This is a genomic window from Rouxiella sp. T17, assembly GCF_036663475.1.
GTDB lineage: Bacteria > Pseudomonadota > Gammaproteobacteria > Enterobacterales > Enterobacteriaceae > Rouxiella.
Genome location: NZ_JAWUEA010000011.1, coordinates 126,976 through 150,315 on the forward strand (window position 1 = coordinate 126,976; position 23,340 = coordinate 150,315).

The 23,340-nt window shown below is 52.6% G+C and carries 22 protein-coding genes; 6 read left to right on the plus strand and 16 right to left on the minus strand.

What is annotated here, in order from left to right:
- Positions 1 to 10 precede the first annotated feature (10 nt).
- Both SC206_RS03765 and SC206_RS03770 read right to left on the minus strand, forming a co-directional pair.
- Positions 11 to 2,170 carry an inverse autotransporter beta domain-containing protein gene (locus SC206_RS03765; protein WP_332734319.1) on the minus strand — a complete coding sequence of 720 codons (2,160 nt, stop codon included), beginning with the start codon at positions 2,168 to 2,170 and terminating at the stop codon, positions 11 to 13.
- Positions 2,171 to 2,388: 218 nt separating this feature from the next.
- Complete coding sequence (locus SC206_RS03770; protein ID WP_332734321.1) at positions 2,389 to 4,566, minus strand: inverse autotransporter beta domain-containing protein; 2,178 nt, start codon at positions 4,564 to 4,566, stop codon at positions 2,389 to 2,391.
- Between the two features lie 439 nt (positions 4,567 to 5,005).
- On the opposite strand from SC206_RS03770, the gene SC206_RS03775 reads away from it, so the two are divergent.
- Positions 5,006 to 5,968: a D-2-hydroxyacid dehydrogenase family protein gene (locus tag SC206_RS03775; RefSeq protein ID WP_332734323.1), complete on the plus strand. Its 963-nt coding sequence runs from the start codon at positions 5,006 to 5,008 to the stop codon at positions 5,966 to 5,968.
- 44 nt (positions 5,969 to 6,012) lie between these two features.
- On the opposite strand, the gene SC206_RS03780 is transcribed toward SC206_RS03775, so the two are convergent.
- From SC206_RS03780 to SC206_RS03805, 6 genes are all read right to left on the minus strand, one after another.
- Complete coding sequence (locus SC206_RS03780) at positions 6,013 to 6,684, minus strand: GntR family transcriptional regulator (protein WP_332734325.1); 672 nt, start codon at positions 6,682 to 6,684, stop codon at positions 6,013 to 6,015.
- A gap of 101 nt (positions 6,685 to 6,785) precedes the next feature.
- A complete protein-coding gene (locus SC206_RS03785) occupies positions 6,786 to 7,589 on the minus strand; it encodes a transporter substrate-binding domain-containing protein (protein ID WP_332734327.1) in 804 nt (267 codons plus the stop codon).
- Between the two features lie 152 nt (positions 7,590 to 7,741).
- Complete coding sequence (gene speB, locus SC206_RS03790; RefSeq protein ID WP_332734329.1) at positions 7,742 to 8,692, minus strand: agmatinase; 951 nt, start codon at positions 8,690 to 8,692, stop codon at positions 7,742 to 7,744.
- Positions 8,693 to 8,707: 15 nt separating this feature from the next.
- Positions 8,708 to 9,364: an amino acid ABC transporter permease gene (locus SC206_RS03795; RefSeq protein ID WP_332734331.1), complete on the minus strand. Its 657-nt coding sequence runs from the start codon at positions 9,362 to 9,364 to the stop codon at positions 8,708 to 8,710.
- Positions 9,361 to 10,185, minus strand: a complete 825-nt coding sequence (locus SC206_RS03800) for an amino acid ABC transporter ATP-binding protein (RefSeq protein ID WP_332734333.1) — start codon at positions 10,183 to 10,185, stop codon at positions 9,361 to 9,363. The genes SC206_RS03795 and SC206_RS03800 overlap by 4 nt, the downstream gene beginning before the upstream one ends.
- Complete coding sequence (locus SC206_RS03805; protein WP_332734335.1) at positions 10,182 to 10,862, minus strand: urea carboxylase-associated family protein; 681 nt, start codon at positions 10,860 to 10,862, stop codon at positions 10,182 to 10,184. Before SC206_RS03805 ends, SC206_RS03800 begins: the two co-directional genes overlap by 4 nt.
- Positions 10,863 to 10,971: 109 nt before the next feature.
- On the opposite strand from SC206_RS03805, the gene SC206_RS03810 reads away from it, so the two are divergent.
- Entirely contained in the window at positions 10,972 to 11,934 is a 963-nt protein-coding gene (locus tag SC206_RS03810) for a hydroxyacid dehydrogenase (RefSeq protein ID WP_332734337.1), read from the plus strand.
- Positions 11,935 to 11,955: 21 nt separating this feature from the next.
- Here the strand turns inward: SC206_RS03810 and SC206_RS03815 are convergent, their stop codons facing one another.
- Positions 11,956 to 12,726, minus strand: a complete 771-nt coding sequence (locus SC206_RS03815; protein ID WP_332734339.1) for a LamB/YcsF family protein — start codon at positions 12,724 to 12,726, stop codon at positions 11,956 to 11,958.
- 226 nt (positions 12,727 to 12,952) lie between these two features.
- Between SC206_RS03815 and pxpB the strand changes: the two genes are divergently transcribed.
- Positions 12,953 to 13,675 carry a 5-oxoprolinase subunit PxpB gene (gene pxpB, locus SC206_RS03820; protein ID WP_332734341.1) on the plus strand — a complete coding sequence of 241 codons (723 nt, stop codon included), beginning with the start codon at positions 12,953 to 12,955 and terminating at the stop codon, positions 13,673 to 13,675.
- Entirely contained in the window at positions 13,672 to 14,640 is a 969-nt protein-coding gene (locus SC206_RS03825) for a biotin-dependent carboxyltransferase family protein (protein ID WP_332734343.1), read from the plus strand. The genes pxpB and SC206_RS03825 overlap by 4 nt, the downstream gene beginning before the upstream one ends.
- 116 nt (positions 14,641 to 14,756) lie before the next feature.
- Here SC206_RS03825 and tmaR read toward each other — a convergent pair whose 3' ends face one another.
- Both tmaR and SC206_RS03835 read right to left on the minus strand, forming a co-directional pair.
- The gene (gene tmaR / locus SC206_RS03830) at positions 14,757 to 15,104 is read right to left on the minus strand and encodes a PTS system regulator TmaR (RefSeq protein ID WP_332734345.1); all 348 of its coding nucleotides are present in this window, start codon (positions 15,102 to 15,104) and stop codon (positions 14,757 to 14,759) included.
- A gap of 64 nt (positions 15,105 to 15,168) precedes the next feature.
- Positions 15,169 to 16,260, minus strand: a complete 1,092-nt coding sequence (locus SC206_RS03835; protein WP_332734347.1) for an FUSC family protein — start codon at positions 16,258 to 16,260, stop codon at positions 15,169 to 15,171.
- 351 nt (positions 16,261 to 16,611) lie between these two features.
- Here SC206_RS03835 and SC206_RS03840 point away from each other — a divergent pair, with 351 nt between their 5' ends.
- Positions 16,612 to 16,800, plus strand: a complete 189-nt coding sequence (locus SC206_RS03840; RefSeq protein WP_332734349.1) for a hypothetical protein — start codon at positions 16,612 to 16,614, stop codon at positions 16,798 to 16,800.
- Between the two features lie 229 nt (positions 16,801 to 17,029).
- On the opposite strand, the gene SC206_RS03845 is transcribed toward SC206_RS03840, so the two are convergent.
- Both SC206_RS03845 and SC206_RS03850 read right to left on the minus strand, forming a co-directional pair.
- Positions 17,030 to 17,389, minus strand: a complete 360-nt coding sequence (locus tag SC206_RS03845) for a hypothetical protein (protein ID WP_332734351.1) — start codon at positions 17,387 to 17,389, stop codon at positions 17,030 to 17,032.
- Between the two features lie 364 nt (positions 17,390 to 17,753).
- Complete coding sequence (locus tag SC206_RS03850) at positions 17,754 to 18,638, minus strand: SDR family oxidoreductase (RefSeq protein ID WP_332734353.1); 885 nt, start codon at positions 18,636 to 18,638, stop codon at positions 17,754 to 17,756.
- Between the two features lie 124 nt (positions 18,639 to 18,762).
- Between SC206_RS03850 and SC206_RS03855 the strand changes: the two genes are divergently transcribed.
- Entirely contained in the window at positions 18,763 to 19,659 is an 897-nt protein-coding gene (locus SC206_RS03855) for an AraC family transcriptional regulator (RefSeq protein WP_332734355.1), read from the plus strand.
- A 7-nt stretch (positions 19,660 to 19,666) separates the two neighbouring features.
- Here the strand turns inward: SC206_RS03855 and SC206_RS03860 are convergent, their stop codons facing one another.
- From SC206_RS03860 to SC206_RS03870, 3 genes are read right to left on the minus strand one after another with little or no spacing between them, the layout of a single operon-like run.
- Positions 19,667 to 20,602 carry a dihydrodipicolinate synthase family protein gene (locus tag SC206_RS03860; protein WP_332734357.1) on the minus strand — a complete coding sequence of 312 codons (936 nt, stop codon included), beginning with the start codon at positions 20,600 to 20,602 and terminating at the stop codon, positions 19,667 to 19,669.
- 21 nt (positions 20,603 to 20,623) lie between these two features.
- The gene (locus SC206_RS03865; protein ID WP_332734359.1) at positions 20,624 to 21,613 is read right to left on the minus strand and encodes an ABC transporter ATP-binding protein; all 990 of its coding nucleotides are present in this window, start codon (positions 21,611 to 21,613) and stop codon (positions 20,624 to 20,626) included.
- Complete coding sequence (locus tag SC206_RS03870) at positions 21,594 to 23,306, minus strand: ABC transporter permease subunit (protein ID WP_332734360.1); 1,713 nt, start codon at positions 23,304 to 23,306, stop codon at positions 21,594 to 21,596. Before SC206_RS03870 ends, SC206_RS03865 begins: the two co-directional genes overlap by 20 nt.
- Positions 23,307 to 23,340 lie beyond the last annotated feature (34 nt).

The window sequence follows — 23,340 nt, forward strand, 5'->3', positions numbered from 1 at the left end:
TGCAATTCATTTATGCAAATCTTTTATGCAATTCATTTATACAATCAATGTTATGGAAATTTAATTTTACTTCGGAAGAAATATTATCAGTCACTTTAGCTCTCACGAAAAAATCGCCTTCTACTACGCTGGTCGCAACAAATTCGATAAAGCCGCCTTCAACCGTTTGGTAATCTTTACCTTTTTCCAAACCTTTTATATTGGATGAAAAATTAACAGTTTGCCCAGCCAGAAGTTTACCCGTTTTATCAGCGACTACTGCTCTTACAACCGTGAATTCACCGAGGCAATTTGCTATTACGTTAGAGGTTAAGGTCAGGGTTGCTGGAATAGCATTTTCAGTAAATTTCAGCCATAACATCTCTGACCAAATTCCCTCCACATAGGCTCTTATTTGCACATCATCGGCTAAATTAAAAGACACATTAGCGGTAGCAATACCTTCGCTATTGGTCATCAATATTTCATCGGTAAAGGTTAAGTTGCTGCCATAAGTAGCAAAAGTAATTTCTTTACCTTTAATCGGATCGCCCTGTTTATCCATAACCTTCATGGTCAGTTTGATTTGTTGATTAATCGTGGCTGAATGCTTGTCTGACGTTATTTCAACCTTTGCCACGGGTGTATTTGGATTGAGCGTAAGTTTTACCTTATCAAGCACCTGACCGTTGAACGAAGGAACCAGCGTCACCACGCCCTCTTTGGAACCTGCTTTTATCGTGGCGGAATACGTGCCTAAGGTCGTAGTTTCGGCAAACTGCGTAAAGGTCACCAGATTCTCGCCGCTTTTGGTTGCTTCCATCGCCAGACTCAATTGACTCTGAGCACCGGAAATAACATTGTGATTTTTATCCACTAACTTGACGGACAAAATCGTTGTTGCCGTGCCATTAGCGATTAAATCTGGAACATCGATGACGGCCGTGGAATTGTCCGTGCTGAGGTCTGGCAAAACCATTATCTTTGCAATAACGGGTGTTGATTCCTTGCCATTAATATCGATGGCGACAGCCGTTAACGGATACGTATTCGCTTCGCCTTCTTTATAAAGCGGAAAAATAAGCGACGCCTCTTTACTCTCTTCGTTAATAAAATTCCCGCCGGCATTAATAAACTCTGGCGCGTCCAGACGCAATTTTTTAAAGGCGTGAGTTGAAGAGACATTGATACCCAGCGCAATATTTTTACCCGCTGTACCGATCAGTTCTTTGTTCATCGACATAGCGATCAATGTCTGTTTACGGTAGTCCAGCACAATGCGATTATTGCGCGAAACCAGCTCGTAACGACTGCCCTGCAGGCTTCGGCTGGCAGCGACCTGAGTGGGATCAAGACTTGCCGACAGCGAGCTGCCAAACGAATGGTTAAACATTACGCTTACCCGATTATCGGCCTTGCCGCCCATCGACGCGCGATGCTCGCCTTCAAACGTGACCAGCGGAACGGGTGTCCAGTTAATGGCGGCGCTCAGTGCGGAAGGATCGCTTTGCAGCGAATTTCGACTGATTAACGCGACGTTTTGACCATAATATTTTTCGTACTTCAACGTGCCGCCAATTTGCGGATAGGCGGGTAACCAGCTTTGCGCTTCAATGTCCCAGCCGTTGGCCGGACGCTCCTGCAAATCAGCGCCGTTGCGGGAGGCGTGCCATTCGGTGATGCGCCGATAGCCGTTGGCAGACAGGCGAAGATTATCGGTCCACCATTCCGCGCCAAGCCCCCAGCGACGGTTTTTCCCCGTAATGTCGTTATCAAAGAAGGCGTTAGTACCGAACATCCAGGAATCGGTAAAATAGCGGCTGCCTAAGCCAAGATTGAGCGTATTTCTGGAGTCAATGCGACGAAAACCGAGCTGGGTGAAAAACAGGTTTTCTTTTTGATTATCAAACAGCGGGATCAAGAGATCTGCGGCCATTGCAGAATGAGGTGAACCCCATCCGGTTCCCAGCGTAATACGCGACGAGCCGCCAAATTTATTAAGCAAATTTTCAACCCGTTGGCTGGCGGCCTCACTTGCCACACCCGAGGCATAGCTGGCGGCATCCGTATCTTTTTCGACCGGCCCCCCTTCAAACGGCTTGTTATACAGCCCGGGCTTATCCTCTTTCGGCTGGGGAGCAGCGTTGGCCTGCTGGCAAACTGTTAGGGAAAATATAATAAACAGGGCCATTTTTAGTTTGGGTCGCGTAATTAGTGGTGAAGTTAATGACGTAATTAGTGATGCCAAATAAGGTTTGGCGCTTAATTTAAATAGTGATTTCATACAAGATAATTCCTTTTAACCCTATTAAGCTCAAAGCCCAAACTGCAAGGCTTTACTCTTCTATGCTTTCTGTTTGGCATTGCCCAACACCATTGATGCTGGGCGTAATAAAAGGGTGTGAAGCATTAAGGTTTTATAAACTGGATTTTTATCGTATTGGAAGTTACGCCATCAACGGTTGCGATAAATTGAATATCTTCTTCTTTTGAGTGTGAAACTTCAAAGCTCGCAATCCCCTTCTTGTCAGAAATAGGAATTAATGCAGTGACAGGAACAGTATTGCCGATTGATTTTACTGTGACACTTTTACCCTTAAGCGGCCGATTGTGGATACCTTTTACAAGAACATTTAAAGATAACTCCTGACCCAAATAAGCAAAGTTTTTATCTCCGCTCAAACCTAAAGAAATTACAGCGTCACTAAAGGTTATCGTTTTCTCCAATATCGGACCGGTGCCGACTTGGGCGGTATACGTTGTTGCCCCCGCAACATCGCCGGTTATAATGGCGTCGGCAACGCCATCGCTCATGGTTATTACAGTAAAAGTTTTTCCGGTCGATTTATTGGTGATGACCACCTTCTCTTTCATTACCGGTTTGCCCTCTTTATCACGAACGGTCGCGTGAAGATCAATTTCCTGACCAATAGCCATGACATCAATATTGGATTCAAATCTTGAAACTCTATTGTTTAATCCTAATGCCGAGGTTAACGTCAGATCACTGCCACTGAGATCTTTACCGTCGTAAGAAGGTATCAGCGTTACAGTACCGGCATTATTGCCCGCCGTTATCGTTGAGAAATAAGTCCCGTCAACACTGTCGCTCGGCCTAAAACGACTCGCCGTCACCAGATTATTGTTATCCTTGCCTGCAACGCCCTGAAGGGTCAGTTTATTCTGAGCGCCGGTAATTGCCTTGCCTTCTTTATCGACTAAGGCGACAGAAAACGTTGTCTCGCTATTACCATCGGCGGTTAAAAATAAATCTTTGATTTTATTAGCGGCATTTACACCTTCGACGCCTTGATAAACCGTTATTGTGGCTTCTACAGGCGCTGAATGCTTGCCATTACTATCAATCGCGATAGCCGTTAACTTATAGTTATTTATTCCATTTTCTATAAAGGGAGGAAGAATGATTTCTGCCTCTTTCGTCTTACCGTTAATAATCTCCCCTTTAGCCTTCAGAAATTCTGGCGCTTCCAAACGCAATTCTTTAAAGGTATTAGTAGACGTCATTTCGATGCCCAGCTTTATTCTCTGCCCCGCCGTGCCGCTGAATTTTTTAGCCATCGTCATACCAGGCAATGTCTGTTTACGGTAGTCCAGCACAATGCGATTATTGCGCGAAACCAGCTCGTAACGACTGCCCTGCAGGCTTCGGCTGGCAGCGACCTGAGTGGGATCAAGACTTGCCGACAGCGAGCGGCCAAACGAATGGTTAAACATTACGCTTACCCGATTATCGGCCTTGCCGCCCATCGACGCGCGATGCTCGCCTTCAAACGTGACCAGCGGAACGGGTGTCCAGTTAATGGCGGCGCTCAGCGCGGAAGGATCGCTTTGCAGCGAATTTCGACTGATTAGCGCGACGTTTTGACCATAATATTTTTCATACTTCAACGTGCCGCCAATTTGCGGATAGGCGGGTAACCAGCTTTGCGCTTCAATGTCCCAGCCGTTGGCCGGACGTTCCTGCAAATCAGCGCCGTCGCGGGAGGTGTGCCATTCGGTGATGCGCCGATAGCCGTTGGCAGACAGGCGAAGATTATCGGTCCACCATTCCGCGCCAAGCCCCCAGCGACGGTTTTTCCCCGTCATGTCGTTATCAAAGAAGGCGTTAGCACCGAGCATCCAGGAATCGGTAAAATATCGGCTGCCTAAGCCAAGATTGAGCGTATTTCTGGAGTCAATGCGACGAAAACCGAGCTGGGTGAAAAACAGGTTTTCTTTTTGATTATCAAACAGCGGGATCAAGAGATCTGCGGCCATTGCAGAATGAGGTGAACCCAATCCGGTTCCGAGCGTAATACGCGATGAGCCGCCGAATTTATTAAGCAAATTTTCAACCTGCTGGCTGGCGGCCTGACTTGCCACGCCCGAGGCGTAGCTTGAGGCGGACAAATCTTTTTTAACGGGGCCGTCGTTGGAAGTAACCGTGTTTTCAGGTGAAATAGCCTTTTCAGCGGCATTCGCCTGTTGAAAAGAGGCCTGTTGAAAACATAATAAGGCTACGATAATTCCAAGAGAGATTTTCGCAGGATTTAAGAACGTCCCGTTTCTAAAAATAATTGATTCCATTTAATATAAATCCTTCTAATAATCATGAATGATTAAATCACAGACGCGCAAACCCTGTGGCTGAGGTAATAATGAGATAATGGGAAGGCATAATGCAGATTGTAATTATGAGAATAAAGTCATTTCTTCTTCATTGAAAACATAGAAAGCAAATAAAATTAATAAGAGCGAAATATAATAGATATAAATTTTCTATTTAAGATCACCTTAGCTTCTTTAATAATAATTAAGCGACCTAACCTTTCTGTTCTTTTATAAGCGCTTTTCTTCTATAAGAAAGGTATTTTTATTAAATGTATTTTTGCAACAGCAATCCACGCCTATTTTTGTTGCCAAGATCCTATTTCACTAAAGGAAGCCTTTCCTGGTTGAGTCGTCCCTGCTATAACTTTTAGACACTATCCCGCGAATCATTGCCCCCTAATAGCAGAGAAAAATTATGACGCTACGCTGCATTATTCTCGATGATTATCAAAATGTTGCATTATGTCAGGCCGATTGGTCCGTGCTGATGCCAGAGGTTGAAACGGTAGCCTTACATAATCCCTGCCATCAGCCTGAAAAGTTAGTCGAGGCGCTAAAAGAGGCCGATATTCTGGTCATTATGCGCGAGCGCACGCCCATGACGGCGACATTGCTGGCGCAGTTGCCCAAATTAAAGCTATTGATTACCTCGGGAATGCGGAACGCCTCCATCGATCTCGCCGCGGCCAAGGCACAGGGGATCACGGTTTGTGGCACCGGCAGCGGTTCGGATGCGCCCGTCGAGCTGACGTGGGCCTTGATTCTCGGCTTGGCGCGTCACCTAACCGTTGAAAATCGTTCAATACGTAACAGTGGTCCGTGGCAAAGCACGCTGGGCGTTGGGCTGCGAGGTAAAACGTTAGGGCTTATCGGCTTGGGCAAGATTGGGCAGAAAATGGCGGTGATCGCGCAGGCGTTTGGTATGAAGGTGTTAGCGTGGAGCCAAAATCTCACGGCCGAGCGAGCGGCCGAATTTGGCGCGGAGTTTGCCGAATCAAAGCAGGCGCTGCTGGCGCGGAGTGACGTTGTTTCCCTGCATTTGGTGCTCAGCGAGCGGAGCCGCGGGATTATCGGCGCAGAAGATTTAGCCTCTATGAAGCGCAACGCGTTGCTGATTAACACCTCGCGTTCCGGACTGGTCGATCAGCCCGCCCTGCTTGAAGCGCTGTTGAATTACCAGTTGGCCGGAGCCGGGCTCGACGTGTTTGATCAAGAGCCATTGCCCGACAATCACCCGTATCGCCATTTGCCCAACGTGTTGGCGACGCCGCATCTGGGCTACGTCACGGACGATAATTACCGCATTTATTTCAACGAAGCGATTGAAGATATTCAGGCATGGCAGGCGGGTCAGCCGTTGCGCATTTTAGCGGGCTGACCCTAGTCTTTTTATTAATAAGTCGTGTTTTTAATCATAGGGAGTTAAAGCTGACTCAACCGGCGCACGATGCTTTCTTTTACGTTATCAATGTGTTTGGCGGCGGCAACGCGCGCGGCGTCGGCATCTCCGCTACGCAGCGCGGCGATGATTTCCAAGTGTTCGTGATGGCCGCTGACAAAGCGTTCCGGCACCTGACGCAGGTTAAACATCCGCGTTTTCAGACGCAGGCTTTCAATATACTGGGTTAAAAGCTGGTTGCCGCTGTACTGCGCCAGCGCGTTATGCAGGCGGCTGTCGATTTCCCAGTCATCTTGCGGACTCGGATTCTGCTCGGCCAGCAGCTTGCGGATCCCGGCTTCGATAGCATCAAGCTCGGCGGGAGGCACGCGACCTGCCGATAAGCTGGCCGCCTCCGATTCCAGCGTTCGCCTCACGTGGAGCGTTTCGATTAGCTCGCGAATGGAAAACTCTTTCACCACGGGCGTTCTGCCACCCGCACGTGTAATAAATCCCTCGTTTTCCAGACGGTTAAGCGCGTCACGAACCGGCGTGCGTGAAATGTTGAGCAGTTCGGCCAGCTTTCTTTCCTGTAGCACCGTATTAACCGGCAATTCGCGGTTAATCAGCATCTTCAACAGCACCTCGTAGGCCTTTGTGCCGAGATTCTGCTCGCGCTCACCAATCAAATCAGAGGAAATTTTAATGGGATCCATGGAGTGATTTCACATTAACAAGACTGATAAAAAAGGCAGGCGTTGTGCCTGCCATGCTTTACGTGCCACCAAACCGCGTCGCGCCATGGGTCATGACATGGTTATTGAGGCAGCGTGCGAACCGGATCTTTAGGTGCCGGATCGAAGCCCACAATGGGGGTCACGAGTTTAGCATAAGTGCCATCGGCCTTCATATCCGCCAGCGCCTTGTTGACCGCCGCCACCAGATTTGGCTTACCTTTTTTGAAGGCAAAACCTTTCTGAATCACGCTGACATAGTCTGGCGTCTGGGTTAAAGGTAAGTGCATGTCCTTGATAAGATAGGCGTTACCGATAGAATCGTTAATCACGCCGTCGATATTGCCGTTGGCGAGATCCTGCACCGCCGCCGTGACGTCAATATAGTTTTTCAGCGTCGCGCCGTGATCGACAGCCAGCTGCGCATAAGTGGAAGAAACCTGCGCACCGATGCGTTTGCCTTTTAAATCCTGCGCCGATTTGATGGCAGAATCTTTAGGCAAAATGATGCGCCCGCCAGACTCAATCCAGCCGTCGGAAAAGACGATCGCTTTCTGCCGCGCTGGCGTAATGTCCATCGCGGCGCTGCTCATATCAAACTGGTTGGCCTGTAAGCCGACAAGAATCGAGTCCCATTTGGTGATAACCGGCGTGTATTCCAGGTGCAGGCGGCGCGCCACCTCTTTCATGATACGAATTTCCAGACCGTCAAGCTGGCCGTTTGCGCCACGCATGCTAAACGGTGGATCGGTGCCTTCTGTCGCGACAGAAAGTTTGCCCGGATTCAGTAATTCAAGGCTGCCAGTGCTCTCTGCGGCGCTGGCGAAAAATGGCGTTGAAATAGCGGCGAGAACGGTGGCAATGCTGAGAAAATGCTTAATTTTCATGATGTCACTCTCTTTTTAGCTGTAAAAAATGAGTTGGGAATAATAAATAGTTGGATGCAAGTCATCGTTGCATCAACAGCCCTGTATGTTGTAACTAGCTTAACAAGTGAAGCTCATCGAACAGTATGTTGTAACTATTTTAACGTTCACGCCTATGCCGCGCGCTCACTGGCTAACAGCGCCAAAAGTTCGGCCATCACCGTCGCGCCGAGAAGCGCGGTAATTTGCCCCGGTCCGTCGTACATCGGACTAATTTCCGTTACGTCGCAGCCCACCATATTGATGCCTTTCAGTGCTCGCAGCAGCAGCAACGCTTCGCGCGCGCTCGGCCCACCGGCCTCCGGCGTTTGCACGCCCGGCGCAAAAGCAGGGTCGACAAAATCCATGTCGAAGGTAATAAAGGTCGGACGACCCGCCGTGCGCTCGGCAATCCGCTGCGCCATCTCTTTAATGCCCAAATCAAACATCTGGTCCGTGGTGAAAACTTCATAACCTAAATCAAGGGATTGCGTGATATCGGAGGTGCGGAACAGCGACCCGCGCAGGCCAACCTGAATCGAATACGACGGGTCAACGAGATCCTCTTCTACCGCGCGACGAAACGGCGTGCCGGCGCTGTAACGTTTGTCGGCAAAATATTTGTCCCAGGTGTCGCTATGTGAATCAAACTGAACCAACGCCAGCGGGCCGTGAACTTTCGCCACGGCGCGCAGTTCGGCCAGCGTCACGGAGTGATCGCCGCCAATGCCGCACGGCACCACGCCCGCGCTCGACAGGGCATAAACCGCCTGTTCGATACGTTCTAAACATTCCACTTCATAACCCGGCACCGTGGCTGCATCACCGGCATCGGCGCAGCGTAACGTCTCAAAGATATTGATATCGTTACGATAAGGGTTAATCGGCCGCAGCATGATAGACATCGCCCGCACGGCGTTGGGCCCAAAACGCGCCCCTGTGCGAAACGGCGCGCCAGAGTCGGAAGGCAGGCCGATTATCGCCGCATCGAGCTGGCTCAGATCGGTCGCCATTGGCAGGCGCATAAAAGTAGGCACGCCGCAAAAGCGTGGCGTTTCCAGAGAATCGGTCGGTAAAACGCTCATAAAAGGCTCCGAAAGTTAGCTAAAGCGTGCCTGACGACGTTCGAGCCAGTCAGAAAGCTCGGTCAGCAGCGTGGTCAGCAGCAGGTAAATCAGCGCCGCCGCGATATAAAACTGGAACGGGCGGAACGTCGCGGAAATGATGGTTTGCGCGTACAGCGTGATATCCACCACCGTGATCGTTGAAAGCAGCGAGGTATTTTTCAGCGTCGAAATCGCCTCGTTGGTCAACGGCGGCAGCACGATGCGAAACACCTGAGGCAACACAATGCGGCGCATAATCTCGTTTTTACTCATCCCTAGCGCCGAGGCAGACTCCACCTGACTGCGCGGAATGGCTTTCAGACCCGAGCGAATAATCTCCGCCACGTAAGCGCCGCTGTTGAGTGCCAGCGCCAACACGCCCGCAACGAAAGGCGAAAGGTGGATGCCGATTTGTGGAAAGCCGAAATAGACCACAAACACCTGAATCAGCGCAGGCGTACCGCGAATAAACCAGATATAGAAACGGCCTGCGCCACGGAAAAACTTAACCGACGAGGTTTTGGCGCTCACGGCGACGAATCCAAACACCCAGCTGAGAATGATGGTCGAGATAGTGATCAGCAAAACGGTCCACGATGCCTCGAGAAATCCCATGCCGTAGGTGTTGATGTCGCTCCAAATCTGGTTCATGGGCGGCTCTCCTGCGACTTGAAATCTTCATGCAAAATACGGCTGAGAAACTGACGTAAACGCGGGCTTTCAGGATTGTGCAGCACCTGCTTTGGCGGCCCGTCTTCGGCCATCACGCCCTGATCGAAAAAGACCACCCGCGAAGAGACTTCCCTTGCGAAGGCAATTTCGTGGGTCACCAGCAGCATGGTCATCCCCTCATCTGCCAGCGATGCCATCAATGCCAGCACCTCACCGACCAGCTCGGGATCCAGCGCGGAGGTGACCTCATCAAACAGCATGAGCTGGGGTTTCATCGCCAGCGCGCGGGCGATTGCCACCCGCTGCTGCTGTCCGCCCGACAGTTTTGCCGGATACTGATAACGCTTTTCATACAGGCCCACGCGGCTCAGCAGGCTTTCGGCCAGCTCAACTGCCAGCTTGCGTGACATCTTTTTAACCCGCAGCGGCGCTTCAATCACGTTTTCCAGCACTGTCATATGCGGCCACAGGTTATAGCTTTGAAACACCATGCCGATGCGCGCCCGCAGAAGTCTCAACTGCTCTTCCGTCGGCTGCGCCCGTGCGCCATCGCGAAAATCGAAGGCAAATTCATCGAAATTCATAAAACCGCTTTGCGGCATTTCCATCACGTTAAGGCAGCGCAGGAAGGTGCTTTTGCCAGAACCGCTGGCGCCAATAATCGACACCACCTCGCCTTTATGAACGTTGAGCGCAACGTTTTTCAGCACGTGCAGATCGCCGTAACTTTTATTAAGTTCGCGGATAGTTAATAAAGGCGCCGTCGTTTCCAGAGCGCTTTCAATCGATGATTCAATCATTTGTTCGCCTCCGGCACGTTTTCTGCATTAACAGACTCCACGTGGGTCATAAACGGAAAAGGAGAAATCGCTAATCCGATGTCGGCAGGCTGTCGCGACGCGCCATTTATCGGCGTGATGTCCTGTGGGCATGCTGAAAGCACCACGTAAATATCGGCCTCGGCGCGCAGTTGCAACACGTCACCGGCGACGGAGCGCGGCGGTACGCGGTCGAGTTCGCCAGCTTCGGTGATCGGCACATTCATGAATAGATTTAACGAAGCTGGGGTAAACGGCAGGCTAATCCCCTGTTCTGCCAGCGCTTCGTGGAAATTATCGGTACAGCTGCGATGATATTCCGTGCAGCCAAGCTCGCGATAAATGGCGGCATTGCACGGGCAAAGCAGAGTGTCGTGACGTCCCGGCGTCGTGTCGCCGACCAGCGTGAACATCGGTTGGCGATAAACGCTGACCACCGGCATGTTCAACTGATAAAACAAATTGCTGTTAAATGAGCGCGTATGTTCCATTGACGAGTGTTCGAAAGGGTCGGACTGCATTACAGCCCACGCATCAACAACTTGATTTCCCTGGAGATTGGTTATGTGTAGCACCTGACCTTTTTGTAACGCGACTGCGGTCCCGCGCGTGGCATCCAATACAAAGTCGGACAGAAATGAGTCGTTTTTAGCGGTCATACCGTTCCTTTTAAATAAAAAGTTAAAACAAAATTGGCATTATTTTGGTATACAAATGAAATGCAATTAAAATGCCAAGCGCACGTTATCCACTAAAAAGAGTGAAAAAATGAACAAAATCTGTTTAATTCCTCAGCCAATCCACGCCTTAGGTTTGCAGCAACTTAGGGATAACGGCCTCGAACCGGTCGTTGGCGAGGCCGCCTGCGAGGCCGCGCCAACTGAAAACGTGGTCGCGGCAATCTATCGCAGCGGACAATTTTCGCGCACTCGCATGGTGCAGTTGCCTAATCTGCGGGCAATCGCCGTGCATGGCGTGGGCATCGACGGCATCGATTTAGACGCCGCCAATGAATTGGGCATCGCCGTGTTTAATACGCCGGGCGCAAATAATCGTTCGGTCGCGGAACACGCGCTTGGGCTGATGTTTGCGCTCACCAAACGTATTACCGAGTCCGACCGCGCGGTGCGAAACGGTGAGTTTTCATTTAGATTTCAAGGCGGATTACGCGAGCTTTCAGGCGCGACGCTGGGCGTGGTCGGTTTCGGCGCGATCGGCCAAATCGTCGCGACGCTGGCGCAGGCAATGGGTATGCGGGTGTTGGTGTTAAGTCGCCGAAGCGAAATAGAGCTGGCGGAGCTTGGCTTGCACAAGGCGCAGAGTCTCGAAAACTTGCTGACTGACAGCGATATCGTGACGCTGCACGCGCCGTCCCTGCCAGAAACCCGCCATCTCATCGGCGCAGAGCAGCTTAAATTAATGAAGCCTTCGGCCTATTTGATCAATACCAGCCGTGGCGCGCTGATAGATGAAGCCGCGCTGATAAATGCGCTGCAAAACGGCGAGATTGCGGGCGCGGGGCTAGACGTTTTTGCGGTTGAACCTCTGCCTGCCTCAAGCCCGCTGACGCTGCTGCCCAACGTGGTATTAACGCCTCACGCGGCGGCATCGGCGGAGCAGGCGTTGATGCGCATGGCAAGTGCCACCGCGACGGGTGTAGTCAATGTGTTAAACGATCGCCCGCCCGCCGCGCTGCTTAATCCGCAAATTTGGGAAACCCGCCGTCGCTAATCGGCGACCTAAAAGCCAGCGTTAAGCAATAACTTTTGCCATCGTCGCCAGCGTCAATCCGTTGCTTTCGAGCAGCGTTCTGAGCTGGCGCGCCATTTCCACCGCGCCCGGCGTGTCGCCGTGAACGCAAATACTGTCGATGCGCGTCGGCAGTTTCTTGCCGTCGAGCGTGAGAATGGCCTGACTTTCAATCATTTGCATGACGCGCGTGGCGGCCTGCTGCGGGTCATGAATCACCGCGCCCGGCAGCTTGCGCGAAACCAGCGTGCCCGCTTCGGTATACGCGCGATCGGCATAGATTTCTCGCACCATTCTCAGCCCCATTTTTTCCGCCGCCCTTTCCGTTTCCATTCCCGGCATGACCACCATGATTAACTGCGGATCAACGAGGTAAATCGCCCGCGCCACGGCCATCGCCAGCTCTGGGTCTTCCGCCGCCATGTTGCCCATCGCGCCGTGGGTTTTAACGTGTTGCAACGGAAAACCGAGACTTTCAGCAAGCGCTTTGAGTGCGCCAATTTGATAAATAATTTGCCGTTCGATTTGCGCGGGCGTTTCCCCCAGGATCTGCCGGCGGCCAAAGCCCTGAATATCAAGGAAACTCGGGTGTGCCCCTGCTCCAACGCCGTAAGTTTTCGCCGCCTGCAACGTGTCGCACATCACGTCGGGATCGCCCGCGTGGAAGCCGCAGGCAATATTGGCGGAGGTGACGATTTTAAGCATTTCTTCATCTTCGCCCATCTTCCAGGCACCAAAGCTTTCGCCCATGTCGCTGTTAAGGTCAATTAACATTCTTTCTCCCGTTATGTGCGCGGTTGGCACTTTTATTGCCTGTTAGTTGCTAGCGGCAAGTCGTTTTGTATAAGGAATAGTAGGCAAGACCATGCAAAAGCGCGGCCACTATCTTTTAAACAAAGTTAATAAGGCATCATTAGCGCAAAGTTGGTATGCCAAAAGTATTCCGCAGAAATTGCGATAGAAATGACTCAGTAGAGTGAAATGAAAACAGGAGCGCATTTTGACTGAACAGGCTGTTTCATGGCGGATTTTGCCGATTGCCGATCAGGCGGTAGCTATCGATTTTGGCGAGGTGATTGACGAGGCGGTTAATGCGCGAGTCACTGCGCTGGCGGCGCGCGTGCGTCAGAATCAGGTTGAGGGCGTAACGTCGCTGGTGCCCACTTATCGCGCCTTAACCGTCGGTTATGACTCCACGCAAACGCGCCAACACACGCTTATCGCGACCCTTACGGCGCTGTTGTCACAGCCTGATGCGCCGGCAGAACGGGTGCGAATGTGGGACATTCCGGTGAATTACGGCGGCGAAAACGGCGTCGACCTCGAATGGCTGGCGCAAACCCACGGCCTGTCGCCGCAGGAAGTTATCACGCGCCACACCGTGGCCTCTTATCGGATTTACATGATGGGGTTTATGCCCGGCTTTGCCTATCTCGGCGGGTTGGATCCGCTGCTGCACACTTCGCGCCGCGAATCTCCTCGTTTAAAAGTACCGCAAGGCAGCATCAGCATTGGCGGGATGCAAACTGCAGTGGGTTCAGTCGAAGCGCCAAGCGGTTGGCACCTGATTGGCCGCACGCCGGTACGCAGCTTTGATCCCCAGCGCACGCAGCCTTTTCTGTTTAGCGCGGGCGACAGGGTGAAATTTTCAGCGATAGGCGTTGATCAGTATCAGGATTTACAGGCGCAGGCCGATTATTTACCTCAATGGAGATGGCAATGAACAGGGGTTTTGAGGTGCTTTCACCCGGACTATTCACCACCTTGCAGGACCTGGGCCGTTTCGGCTTTGAAGACTGCGGCGTGCCGCCCTCAGGCGCGATGGATGAAATGAGTTTTGCTATCGCCAACGCGTTGGTCGGAAACGAGGCAAATACCGGCGCGCTTGAATTTACCTTAACCGGCGCAACGCTGCGCCTGACGGGCAATCACCCTTGCAGCATTGCCGTCAGCGGCGATATGGCGCTGACACTTGATAACATCTCGGTTGCGCCCTATCGGCGTTTTACCATGATGCCCGGCAGCACGTTGCGCATTACTCGTGCTTTGAGTGGCGCGCGCGGTTATTTGGCGGTGGCCGGAGGTTTTGAAGTGCAGCCCGTGATGGGCAGCGTATCGACCCTTATGCGCGCCGCGTTGGGTGGATTTTCGGGCCGTCAGCTGCAAAAAGGCGATTGGCTGCCGTTGGCCGCGCCCCTTTCTTCCTCTATTAATGAACAGCGCGGCGAACCGGAACAGCGGCTGATGCCCCAGCGCGAGCGGCGGCCGATTCGCGTGATTGCGGGTCCGCAAGACGACCATTTTGCGGCGTCTGCATTTCAGCAGTTTGTCAGCCAGCCTTATCGGGTTAGCGCGCAAAGCGATCGCATGGGTTATCGCCTTACCGGCGCGCCGCTCGCGCATACTAAAGGATTCAATATTGTCTCCGACGCTATCTCGCGCGGCAGCATTCAAATTCCGGGCAGCGGACAGCCGATTATCGCGATGAACGATCGGCAAACTACCGGCGGCTATCCGAAAATCGCCACGGTTATTCGTGCGGATCTCGCCCGTTTGGGTCAGGCAAAGCCGGGGGATATGTTGATGTTTGAGACGATTAGCGTCGAAAAGGCCGAAAATCTGTGGGCCGGGCGTCAAAAATTAATGGAGGATTGGCTGAGCAGCGTGCGACGTTCGGCGAAGGCTTAATGCGTGCAGTTTATGCTGTTGAATTACAGTTTAAATAAAGTTTGCATAAAGTTTGCATAAAGTTTAAATACAGCGGGAAGGCATTCCCCCACGACGGTGGGGGAAAGTAAAGCGGCTTACTTGATTTCGTTGGCTTTAGCTTCGTTGGCTTTCATTTCGCCCATCGCTTTCAACGTTTTCGACATCTCGCGACGCTCTTTCGACAGGTCGGCGTTTTTGATGATGTAGTCGTCAACGCGGTCTTCATAGTCACCGCGCATGTTGGCGATAATCGCCTGCACGTCGTCAATGCTCATACCGGGCTTGATGTAGTCGCTCAGGTTGTCGAGAAGCAGAACACGTTTCTGGTTATCGCGGATTTTCTTTTCGTTATCGACAATTTCACGCTGTAGTTTGTTTTTACGACGAAAAATACGTACAAACTCCAGAACGTCCTGGAAACTCGGCTTAGTAATATTATCCATTTTTACACCTTCGATTAAGTTACACAGATTCATTTACTGACTGCCCGCAATAGCGAACAGACTATCAGGATTCAGGCTTCGCGACCACAACCGGCTCCTGCTTGTCCATCGCCGTGGTTAACAAATCGCCCAGAGATTTTAGCTGATCGGTGACCTGCATGGAGAGCCAGACATAACCATAGATTTGCGCTTCGTTGTTTTTACCGCGATTCATCGACTGCATCAGCTCTTGCAGCTCGAGCGCCGAGTCGTTGAGCTGAACGCTCACCTGTAGCTCGTCGCCCATCGAACCGTTACGCAGCATCAGGCTGAGTTTTTCCAGCGCGTTTAAAATTGAACGCTGGGTGTGCCTGAGCGTGCGGGCGTTAAGCATAATAAAATGGCTCTCCCGCGAACTCCAATAGGCGTCGGCCAACAGTTCGAGCGTACAAAGCAGATTGCGGCACAGCGTTTGCGTGGCATCGAAAACTTCACGCGGAACGTGCGACTCTTTGCTCGAGGCGGCGTGCAGCGCGCGCATTTTGATCATCTGCGCCATCGCCTGCTTGAGTTTTTTCTGCAATCGCGGGCGTTCAAGCATGTTCGGCGACAGCCACGCGCTGTGCAGCTTGTTCAGCGACATCAGGTAGTCGGCCATCTGCATGCGCCAGTGAATAAAGGCGCGCTGCGGATAAATACTGGAAAACAGCAGCGCCAGCAGCGAGCCAATCAGCACGTCGCCGCTTCGCCAGAGTGCGGTTTCCATATCGCCCGGCCCTGCGCCGATAATAACCGCCAGCGTAACACCGAGCAGCAGGCCCGCGTAGGCGCGTTTACCGAGGGCAAGATAACCACTGGCAAACACCACCAGCCCGCACCAGGTCAGCATCAGCGGTAAGGAATAAAGCTCCAGCCACAGCGCCGCCATGCCCGCAATCGAGCCGCCGACCGTGCCGATAATCCTTTCCGAAACGCGCTGCACCACGTTTCCCCAAAACGAAATCGGCCCCATCACCACCACTAGCGTGATCATCGGCCACGTCGCTTCGGGTAATTGAGTGAGGCGCACAATAAGGAAGGTCAGCACAAAGGCGACGCCCATCCGTAGCCCGTGAGTGACACGGTAATTGGAGTAAATAAGATTATCGAGCGAAGATATTTTCTTGTCTAAACGCACAACCGGTACCGCCTGCATTAAACCGGATAATAATATTCCTACATGTTATCCGAGATGTATCTGGCAATCACTCGCCAATTAGGGAAAAAAGTCCTACTTTTCAGGCTGGCGCGTTTTGTGCAACGCCCGTGTAATAGGAGGCGAACGATTAAGACCACCGGCAAAGGTGTCGAAAAATGCGGTTAGCCTCGGGAAACTAAGACATTTTTGCAGTCGCTGTAAAATTGTGTGATACCTTTTGCATCGTTTTCGGATATTTTGTGTAGTATTTGGTAAAGATTACATTCTGATCCCAGCCTTTCAGGTTGTAAGGATCGCAAAATGAATTTTACATTCTGCCGAGGTGGGCTTATGAAGTTAGACAATGAAGATGCATTTAAACTTGCTTCAAAATATATGGATCACAATGTAGAGCACCTGTCCGAAATCAATTATTTCGTCAAATTTTTGGAAGCCTATTCAAAATTCGACGAATGGCTGTTGGCAGAACATCCGGTTGAAGCCGCCAAGGCCGCCAAGAAACACGCTAAATTCGTGTAACACGCACGATTATTATGATTTAAGTTTTATAAGGTCTTTTGGTTAATAAGGTCTTATAGTTCATAAGGTCTATTGATTAACAAGATCTTTACTGCCTTTGTGCGCTAAAACAAAAACCCGCCGCAGCGGGTTTTTTTGTCTCTGAAATTCGTTCTGTCAGCTATTCACATTCACGCTTCACGACTAGCTCTTCACGACTTACTTTTCACAACTAACTAGCCGCTAACAGCTATTGCGACGCTTTGCAGTTGGTATAAATGTAGCCTTCCTTGCTGTTTCTCATCACGTAGCTGTCACTAAACTTCGCATACATCATGCCGTCTAACCCTTTTGCCGTCATTATCTGACCCCCATCGGGAGTTTTGACGGTTTTAAGCGCAGGACTGGTTTTCTCGCCCATCCCTTCAGGGGTAATGGTAAAGATATTGCCATCGTCAACCAGCACCGAATCAGCACTTTGTTCTGACTGCACCACCCCACTTTCATTTTCCGTGCTGTGCGTCACGTTGCAGACAAACTTCTGCGCAGCGGACGCGGCCATCGGTAAAGAAAGCAAAATGATGATTGATATTAATGATTTTTTTAACATGTCACCCCCTCATGATTTATAGGGTCAGAGGATAGCACTGGCGGCGTGTCGCCGAAAACCCCTCGCAGTGCTTTTCCTGGCTGTCGACATATTTGTAACGAGATCTCACGCTCAGAACACCTTGTAATAATATGTTCATGTAATACATGTTTAATCAGGTCACACTATCCTTAAGGGATCGCATAACGAAAATCCCCTTAAGAGGAAAGAAAGGAGTGATATGGTTTATTTAGGTGTAACGCTGCTGTTGCTGATTGTCGTCGCCGTCGGGTGGGTCATCCGCTCGGCCAGTAAAGATGTTGATAACGACTATTAATAAGTCCAGCTAAGCCAGTACGCCCATTTTCTACTTTCCCTCCCTGCGCTATCCCGCCAACTGCTCGAGATCGGTCACCAGCGCCGGTCCTAAAGGCTGCCAATTCAGCCGCGCCCGCGTTAACGCGCTGCTGGCAGACATATCGTGATTAACAAAAGCGCCCATCCAGCCAAAATGTTCTGCGGCCTGTTCTGCTTCGAGGCGAACCACCGGCAGCTTGAGCACGCGCCCTAACGTTTCGGCCAGCGTGCGCATCGAAACGCCCTCTTCCGCCACGGCGTGATAGCGGCTTCCGGCCACGTTTTTCTCCAGCGCCAACAGATAAAGTCGCGCCGCATCGTCAAGAGGCACCGCCGACCAGCGATTTTCGCCATCGCCCACATACGCCGAGACGCCTTTTTGCCGCGCCAACTCAATTAACGGCGTGATAAGCCCCTGTTTTAATGGATTATGCACCTGCGAAAGCCGTACCACTGACACATTAACGCCGCGCGCAGACAAAGCCCGCCCCGCCAGCTCAGACGCCCTGCGCGGATTTGGATGCTCAGGATTAAAGTAGTCTTCGGTGGCCAGCGCGTTATTTCCTGTCGATCCCATGCCCACGCCGGAGGTGATGATCAACGGCTTTTGCGTGCCGGCCAACACGTCGCCCATCGCCTCGATTGCCAGCCGGTCTTTCTCGCAGTTAGCCAAAAAATTTGAAAAGTCGTGGTCGAAAGCGGTATGGATCACGCCGTCACTTTGGCTCGCGCCGCGACGAAGGCTGTCCAATTCTTCAATATCACCAAAATGCGCCACGGCACCGGCGGCGGTCAGCGCCTCTGCGCCCTGCTCGCTGCGGGTGAGGCCAAGCACCTGATGTCCGGCAGCAAGCAGTTGGCTAACAACCGCCGTGCCGATAAATCCTGTCGCGCCAGTCAGAAAAATACGCATTGTGAATTCCTCGTTAGAAACGTTAGGGGCCGCATTTCGGTCCGGTAAACATACTGTAGATTTTTCAACGAATACGATCTAGGCTGGAAAGTCGCTATTTTTGGTCTCATCGTCCAGAGGAATTATGGATCCGCTGTCAGAATTGTTGTCTTTGCTCAAACCTCAGAGCTATGCCTCGGGCGGCGTGGCCTTGAAGCATCCGCTGGCTATTCAATGGCCATATCATGAGGGCATCAAATGTTATGCCGTGGTCTCGGGGCAATGTTGGCTTCGCGTCGCGGGCGTGGCGGACCCTATCCTGCTTAAAGCAGGCGATTGTTACCTGTTGCCGCCCGGACCGCCTTTTAGCTTATCCACAGATTTAGCGGTGGAACCGATTGATTTTGCTCTACTCCTTGCATCACGAAAGTCGAAAGAAACGGTAGCGATAACGCACGATGAAGGCTGTTTTCTGGTCGGCGGGCATTTTGTGTTGACCGGCCATTATGCCGCGATGCTGTTGGGATCGCTGCCGCCGATTGTGCATATTGATAAAGAATCTGACAAAGCGGCCATGCGCTGGTCACTGGATCGCATGGCCGAAGAGGTGCGTAATCCGCAGCCGGGCGGCGCGTTAATCGTCCAGCAATTGGCTTTTATGCTGCTGGTGCAGGCGTTGCGGCTGCATTCAAACGACGCGATGAGCGCTGGCGTGGGTTGGCTAGCGGCCCTTGGCGACAAACAGCTCAGCGCGGCGATTGCCTGTATGCATCAGGATCCGGGCCATAGCTGGACGTTACAGAAACTCGCCGAGCAGGTGGGAATGTCACGCTCGGCGTTTGCGAAACACTTTAGAGGCACCGTTGGCACGACACCCATTGACTATCTGACCCAGTGGCGGATGCTGCTGGCGTGCGATCGGCTAAAAAACTCTGCCGACTCGCTGCCGCGCATCGCCACATCATTGGGTTATGAATCGGAAAGCGCGTTCGGAAAAGCGTTCAAACGGGTGATCGGCTGTTCGCCACGCCAGCATCGTTAAGCTAAACTCAGCCCCGCGCCTGCAATCCTCTTTCGAGACGCGCAATCAGCTGACCCAGCTCGCGCTGGTCGTCGCTGTCGAGTTTCGGGCCGGGCTGGCGCACCGCCGCGCTGCGGATAATGCCGCGTCGGCGCAGGGTCTCTTTGCGCAGCGCCAGCCCAATGCCGAACTGGAATTCATGGCGCAAAAGAGGCAGATATAGGTCAAACAGATCTTCCGCCTCCTCGATTTTACCCGCCGCAAACAGCGCGCAAACCTGCACCAGCATTTCAGGATAGGCAAAACCTGTCATCGCGCCGTCTGCGCCTCGACGCAATTCCTGAGGTAAAAACAGCCCGCCGTTGCCCACCAGAATGCTAATGCGGCGCAGATTACGCTCCTCGCTAAACTTTCTCACCTGACTCAGCTTGCGCAGGCCCGGCAGATCTTCATGTTTTAACATCACCAGCTGCGGCAGCGCTTCAATCAAACGCAAAATCACCGCCACCGAGGTGTGCACGCCGGTAGACTGCGGGAAATCTTGCAGGCAGATAGGCACCTCGCTGCCCAACATATCGGCGACCGTCAGGTAATATTGGCTCACCTGCTCGTCGATTTTGAGATTGCCGACGGGAGCCAGCATCACGCCTGCCGCGCCCATTTCCATGGCGGTGTGGCTGAGCCGCTGAACGTGCTGATGCGAGGCGTGACTGACGCCGACCACCACCGGCACGCGGCCGTTGACCCGCGTCAGCACGCGCCGCATAAACAGCAGCGACTCTTCATCGGTCAGCTTTGGCGCTTCGCCCATCATGCCAAGAATAGTGATGCCGCTGACGCCCTGCTCAAGATAAAAATCGGTCAGGCTGTCGGCGCTGGCTAAATCCAGCGCGCCGTCATCGGTAAAAGGCGTGGCAGCAATGATATAGACGCCGTGCGCCTGTTCGTCGAGTTTATGGGTCATCGTTAGTTTCCTGAAAAACGGCTAGAAGGTTATGGCGTCGCGCGGTTGAAAACCCCAATCGACGATGTTGCCCGGCGTGCGCTCCAGCGGCGAAATATCGGGCGGCGCGTAGGCGATAATGGTTTGGCCCATCGAGGCAATAAACAGTTTCCAGTGCATGCCGCAGAAGGTTGCGACCTGAATCTCGCCCCGATGGCGCTGAGCCACGAATTGGCTCGAGCCGCCAATCAGCAGATGTTCTGGACGAACGCCGAGCGTGGCGCCGCTCTGCTGCGGAATAAAATTACATTCGCCCAGAAATCCGGCCACAAAAGGGCTGCCCGGCCGTCGATAGAGGTTTTCAGGCGCGCCGGACTCCACGATGCGGCCGTTTTCCATAATGACGATAGTGTCGGAAAGGTTCATCGCCTCCTCCTGATCGTGGGTGACAAACACCACGGTTAGGCCAAGTTCCTGATGCAGCTGTTTGATTTGCAACTGAATAGTCTGGCGCAGATTTTTATCCAGCGCGCCCAGCGGTTCATCCATCAACAAAATATCCGGATTAAACACCAACGCCCTTGCCAACGCCGTGCGCTGCTGCTGGCCGCCGGAAAGTTCGCCGGGCATTCGCGCGCGAAACTCTTGCATGCTGACCAGCGCCAGCGCTTCCGCCACTTTGTAGTCAATATCCTGCTTCGCCATGCGGCGCATGCGCAGCGGAAACGCGACGTTTTCAAACACCGAAAGATGCGGAAACAGCGCGTAGTTTTGGAAAACCATGCCGATATTGCGGTCGGCAATCGGCGTGCGGCTGACGTTTTTACCCGCAATGTGCACGCTGCCGCGATCCGGCATTTCAAAGCCCGCAATAATCTTCAGCAAGGTGGTTTTACCGGAGCCGGATGCGCCCAGCAGCGTGCAAAATTCGCCGCGCTGTACCGAAAGATTGACCTCCGGCAGCGCAATCACCTCGCCGTAAGTTTTACGGATCCCCGTTAGGGTCACGTCTTTACCTTGTTGCTGTTGCATTTTTATCTCCCTGGCGAGCAAACAGTGCGTGGGCAATCAGGATCAGCGCGGTGGCGGCGATCAGCACACAGGAGGCGGAGATCACCGTCGGATCGAAATCCATCGACAGCCCTTCATACATTAATTTCGGCAGCGTTCGGGTACGCAAAGTGGTGAGAAACAGCGCCATGACCACGTCATCGAAAGAGGTAATAAAGGCAAATATCGCCCCGCCGATCAGCCCCGGCAGCAGCGCGGGCAGCATGATTCGCTTGAACATTTGCGACCAGCTTGCCCCCAAACTCAGCGCCGCCAGCTCCAGACTCGGATCAAAACTTTGCAACGCCGCGCGCAGCGTGATGTAGACGTAAGGCGTGGCGAGCACGGTGTGGCCGATAATCAGCGCCACGGAATTTTTAATCAGCCCCAAAGGCCCGCAGAGGTAATAAAGTGCCACGGCGGTAATAATTGCCGGCACGGACATTGGGATGATGAAGAGCGTTTCCAGCCAGCCTTTGCGGCCCGGGCGCATCTTGTAAACCGCCAGCGCGGCGCTCGCGCCCAATGCCACAGAAGTCACCGTAACAATCGCGCCAATCTTGACGCTTTGCCACAGCGCGGCCATCCATTTTGGATCGGCAAAGAAATGGCGATACCAGCGCACGCCATATTCCGCCGGAGGAAAGGTCGGAAAGCTGCCGGTGCCGAAGCTCATCGGGATCACGATAATAATGGGCAGCAGCAGAAAGACCGCGCACAGCAGTCCCGCCAGCGCGCTGATTTTGCCGCCGCCGGTGCGTCGCGCGCTGGTTAACTGGCTGCCTTTTCCCGACTGGCCGCCCATCAGTTTGTCTAAACCAAATAGCCGATTAAACAACCAAAGAGAAAACAGCGTGGTCACCAGCAACACGCCAGCCAGCGCGGCGGCAATGCCCCAGTTCAGCTCATCGCTGATATTGTGCGAGATAAGCTCGGCAATCATTCGTTGCGCGGGTCCACCCATCAGCGACGGCGTGATGTAATAGCCCACGGCATTCATGAAAACAATAATTGCGCCCGCCACCACGCCCGGACGGGTCAGCGGCAGAATCACCCGCGTAAAAATGCCTATCGAATCCGCGCCCAAACTCTGCGCCGCCTGAATCAGCGATTTATCCATCGCGCGAAACGACGAGTAGAGCGGCAGCACGACAAACGGCATCAGCACGTGGGTCATGCCAATTAATACGCCGGTAAAGTTATAAAGAAAGGCGACCGGTTGATCGATAAGTCGGGTGCTGACCAGCAGCGTGTTTAACGGCCCGTTTTGCTGCAACAGCGCGATCCACGCCGAGGTGCGCACCAGCGCGCTGGACCAGAACGGCAGCAGCACGGCGAAAAACAGCAGTTTCGACAGCGCGGGTCGCACCGACGCCATCAAATAGGCCAGCGGATAACTCATCACCACGCAACTGCCGGTCACCACCAGCGCGATAACAAAGGTATTTTGCAATACAATCCGATAGATAGGCACTTCAAGCAGGCGCAGGTAATTATCCATCGACAGCGCGCCATTGCTGTAAAAGCCCTGTTTAAGCAGGCCGATAATGGGCCAGATAAAGAACAGCGTCAGAAAAACCAGCAGCGGCAGAGCCAGCAACGTCAGGCGGGAAAAACGGCGCGGCCTCTTTTGCCGTTCCGCCGTCTTGAGCCCGGGTATAGAAGATGTGGTCACGTTTTCTCTCCGGTTTGCACAAAGGCAAGGCGCG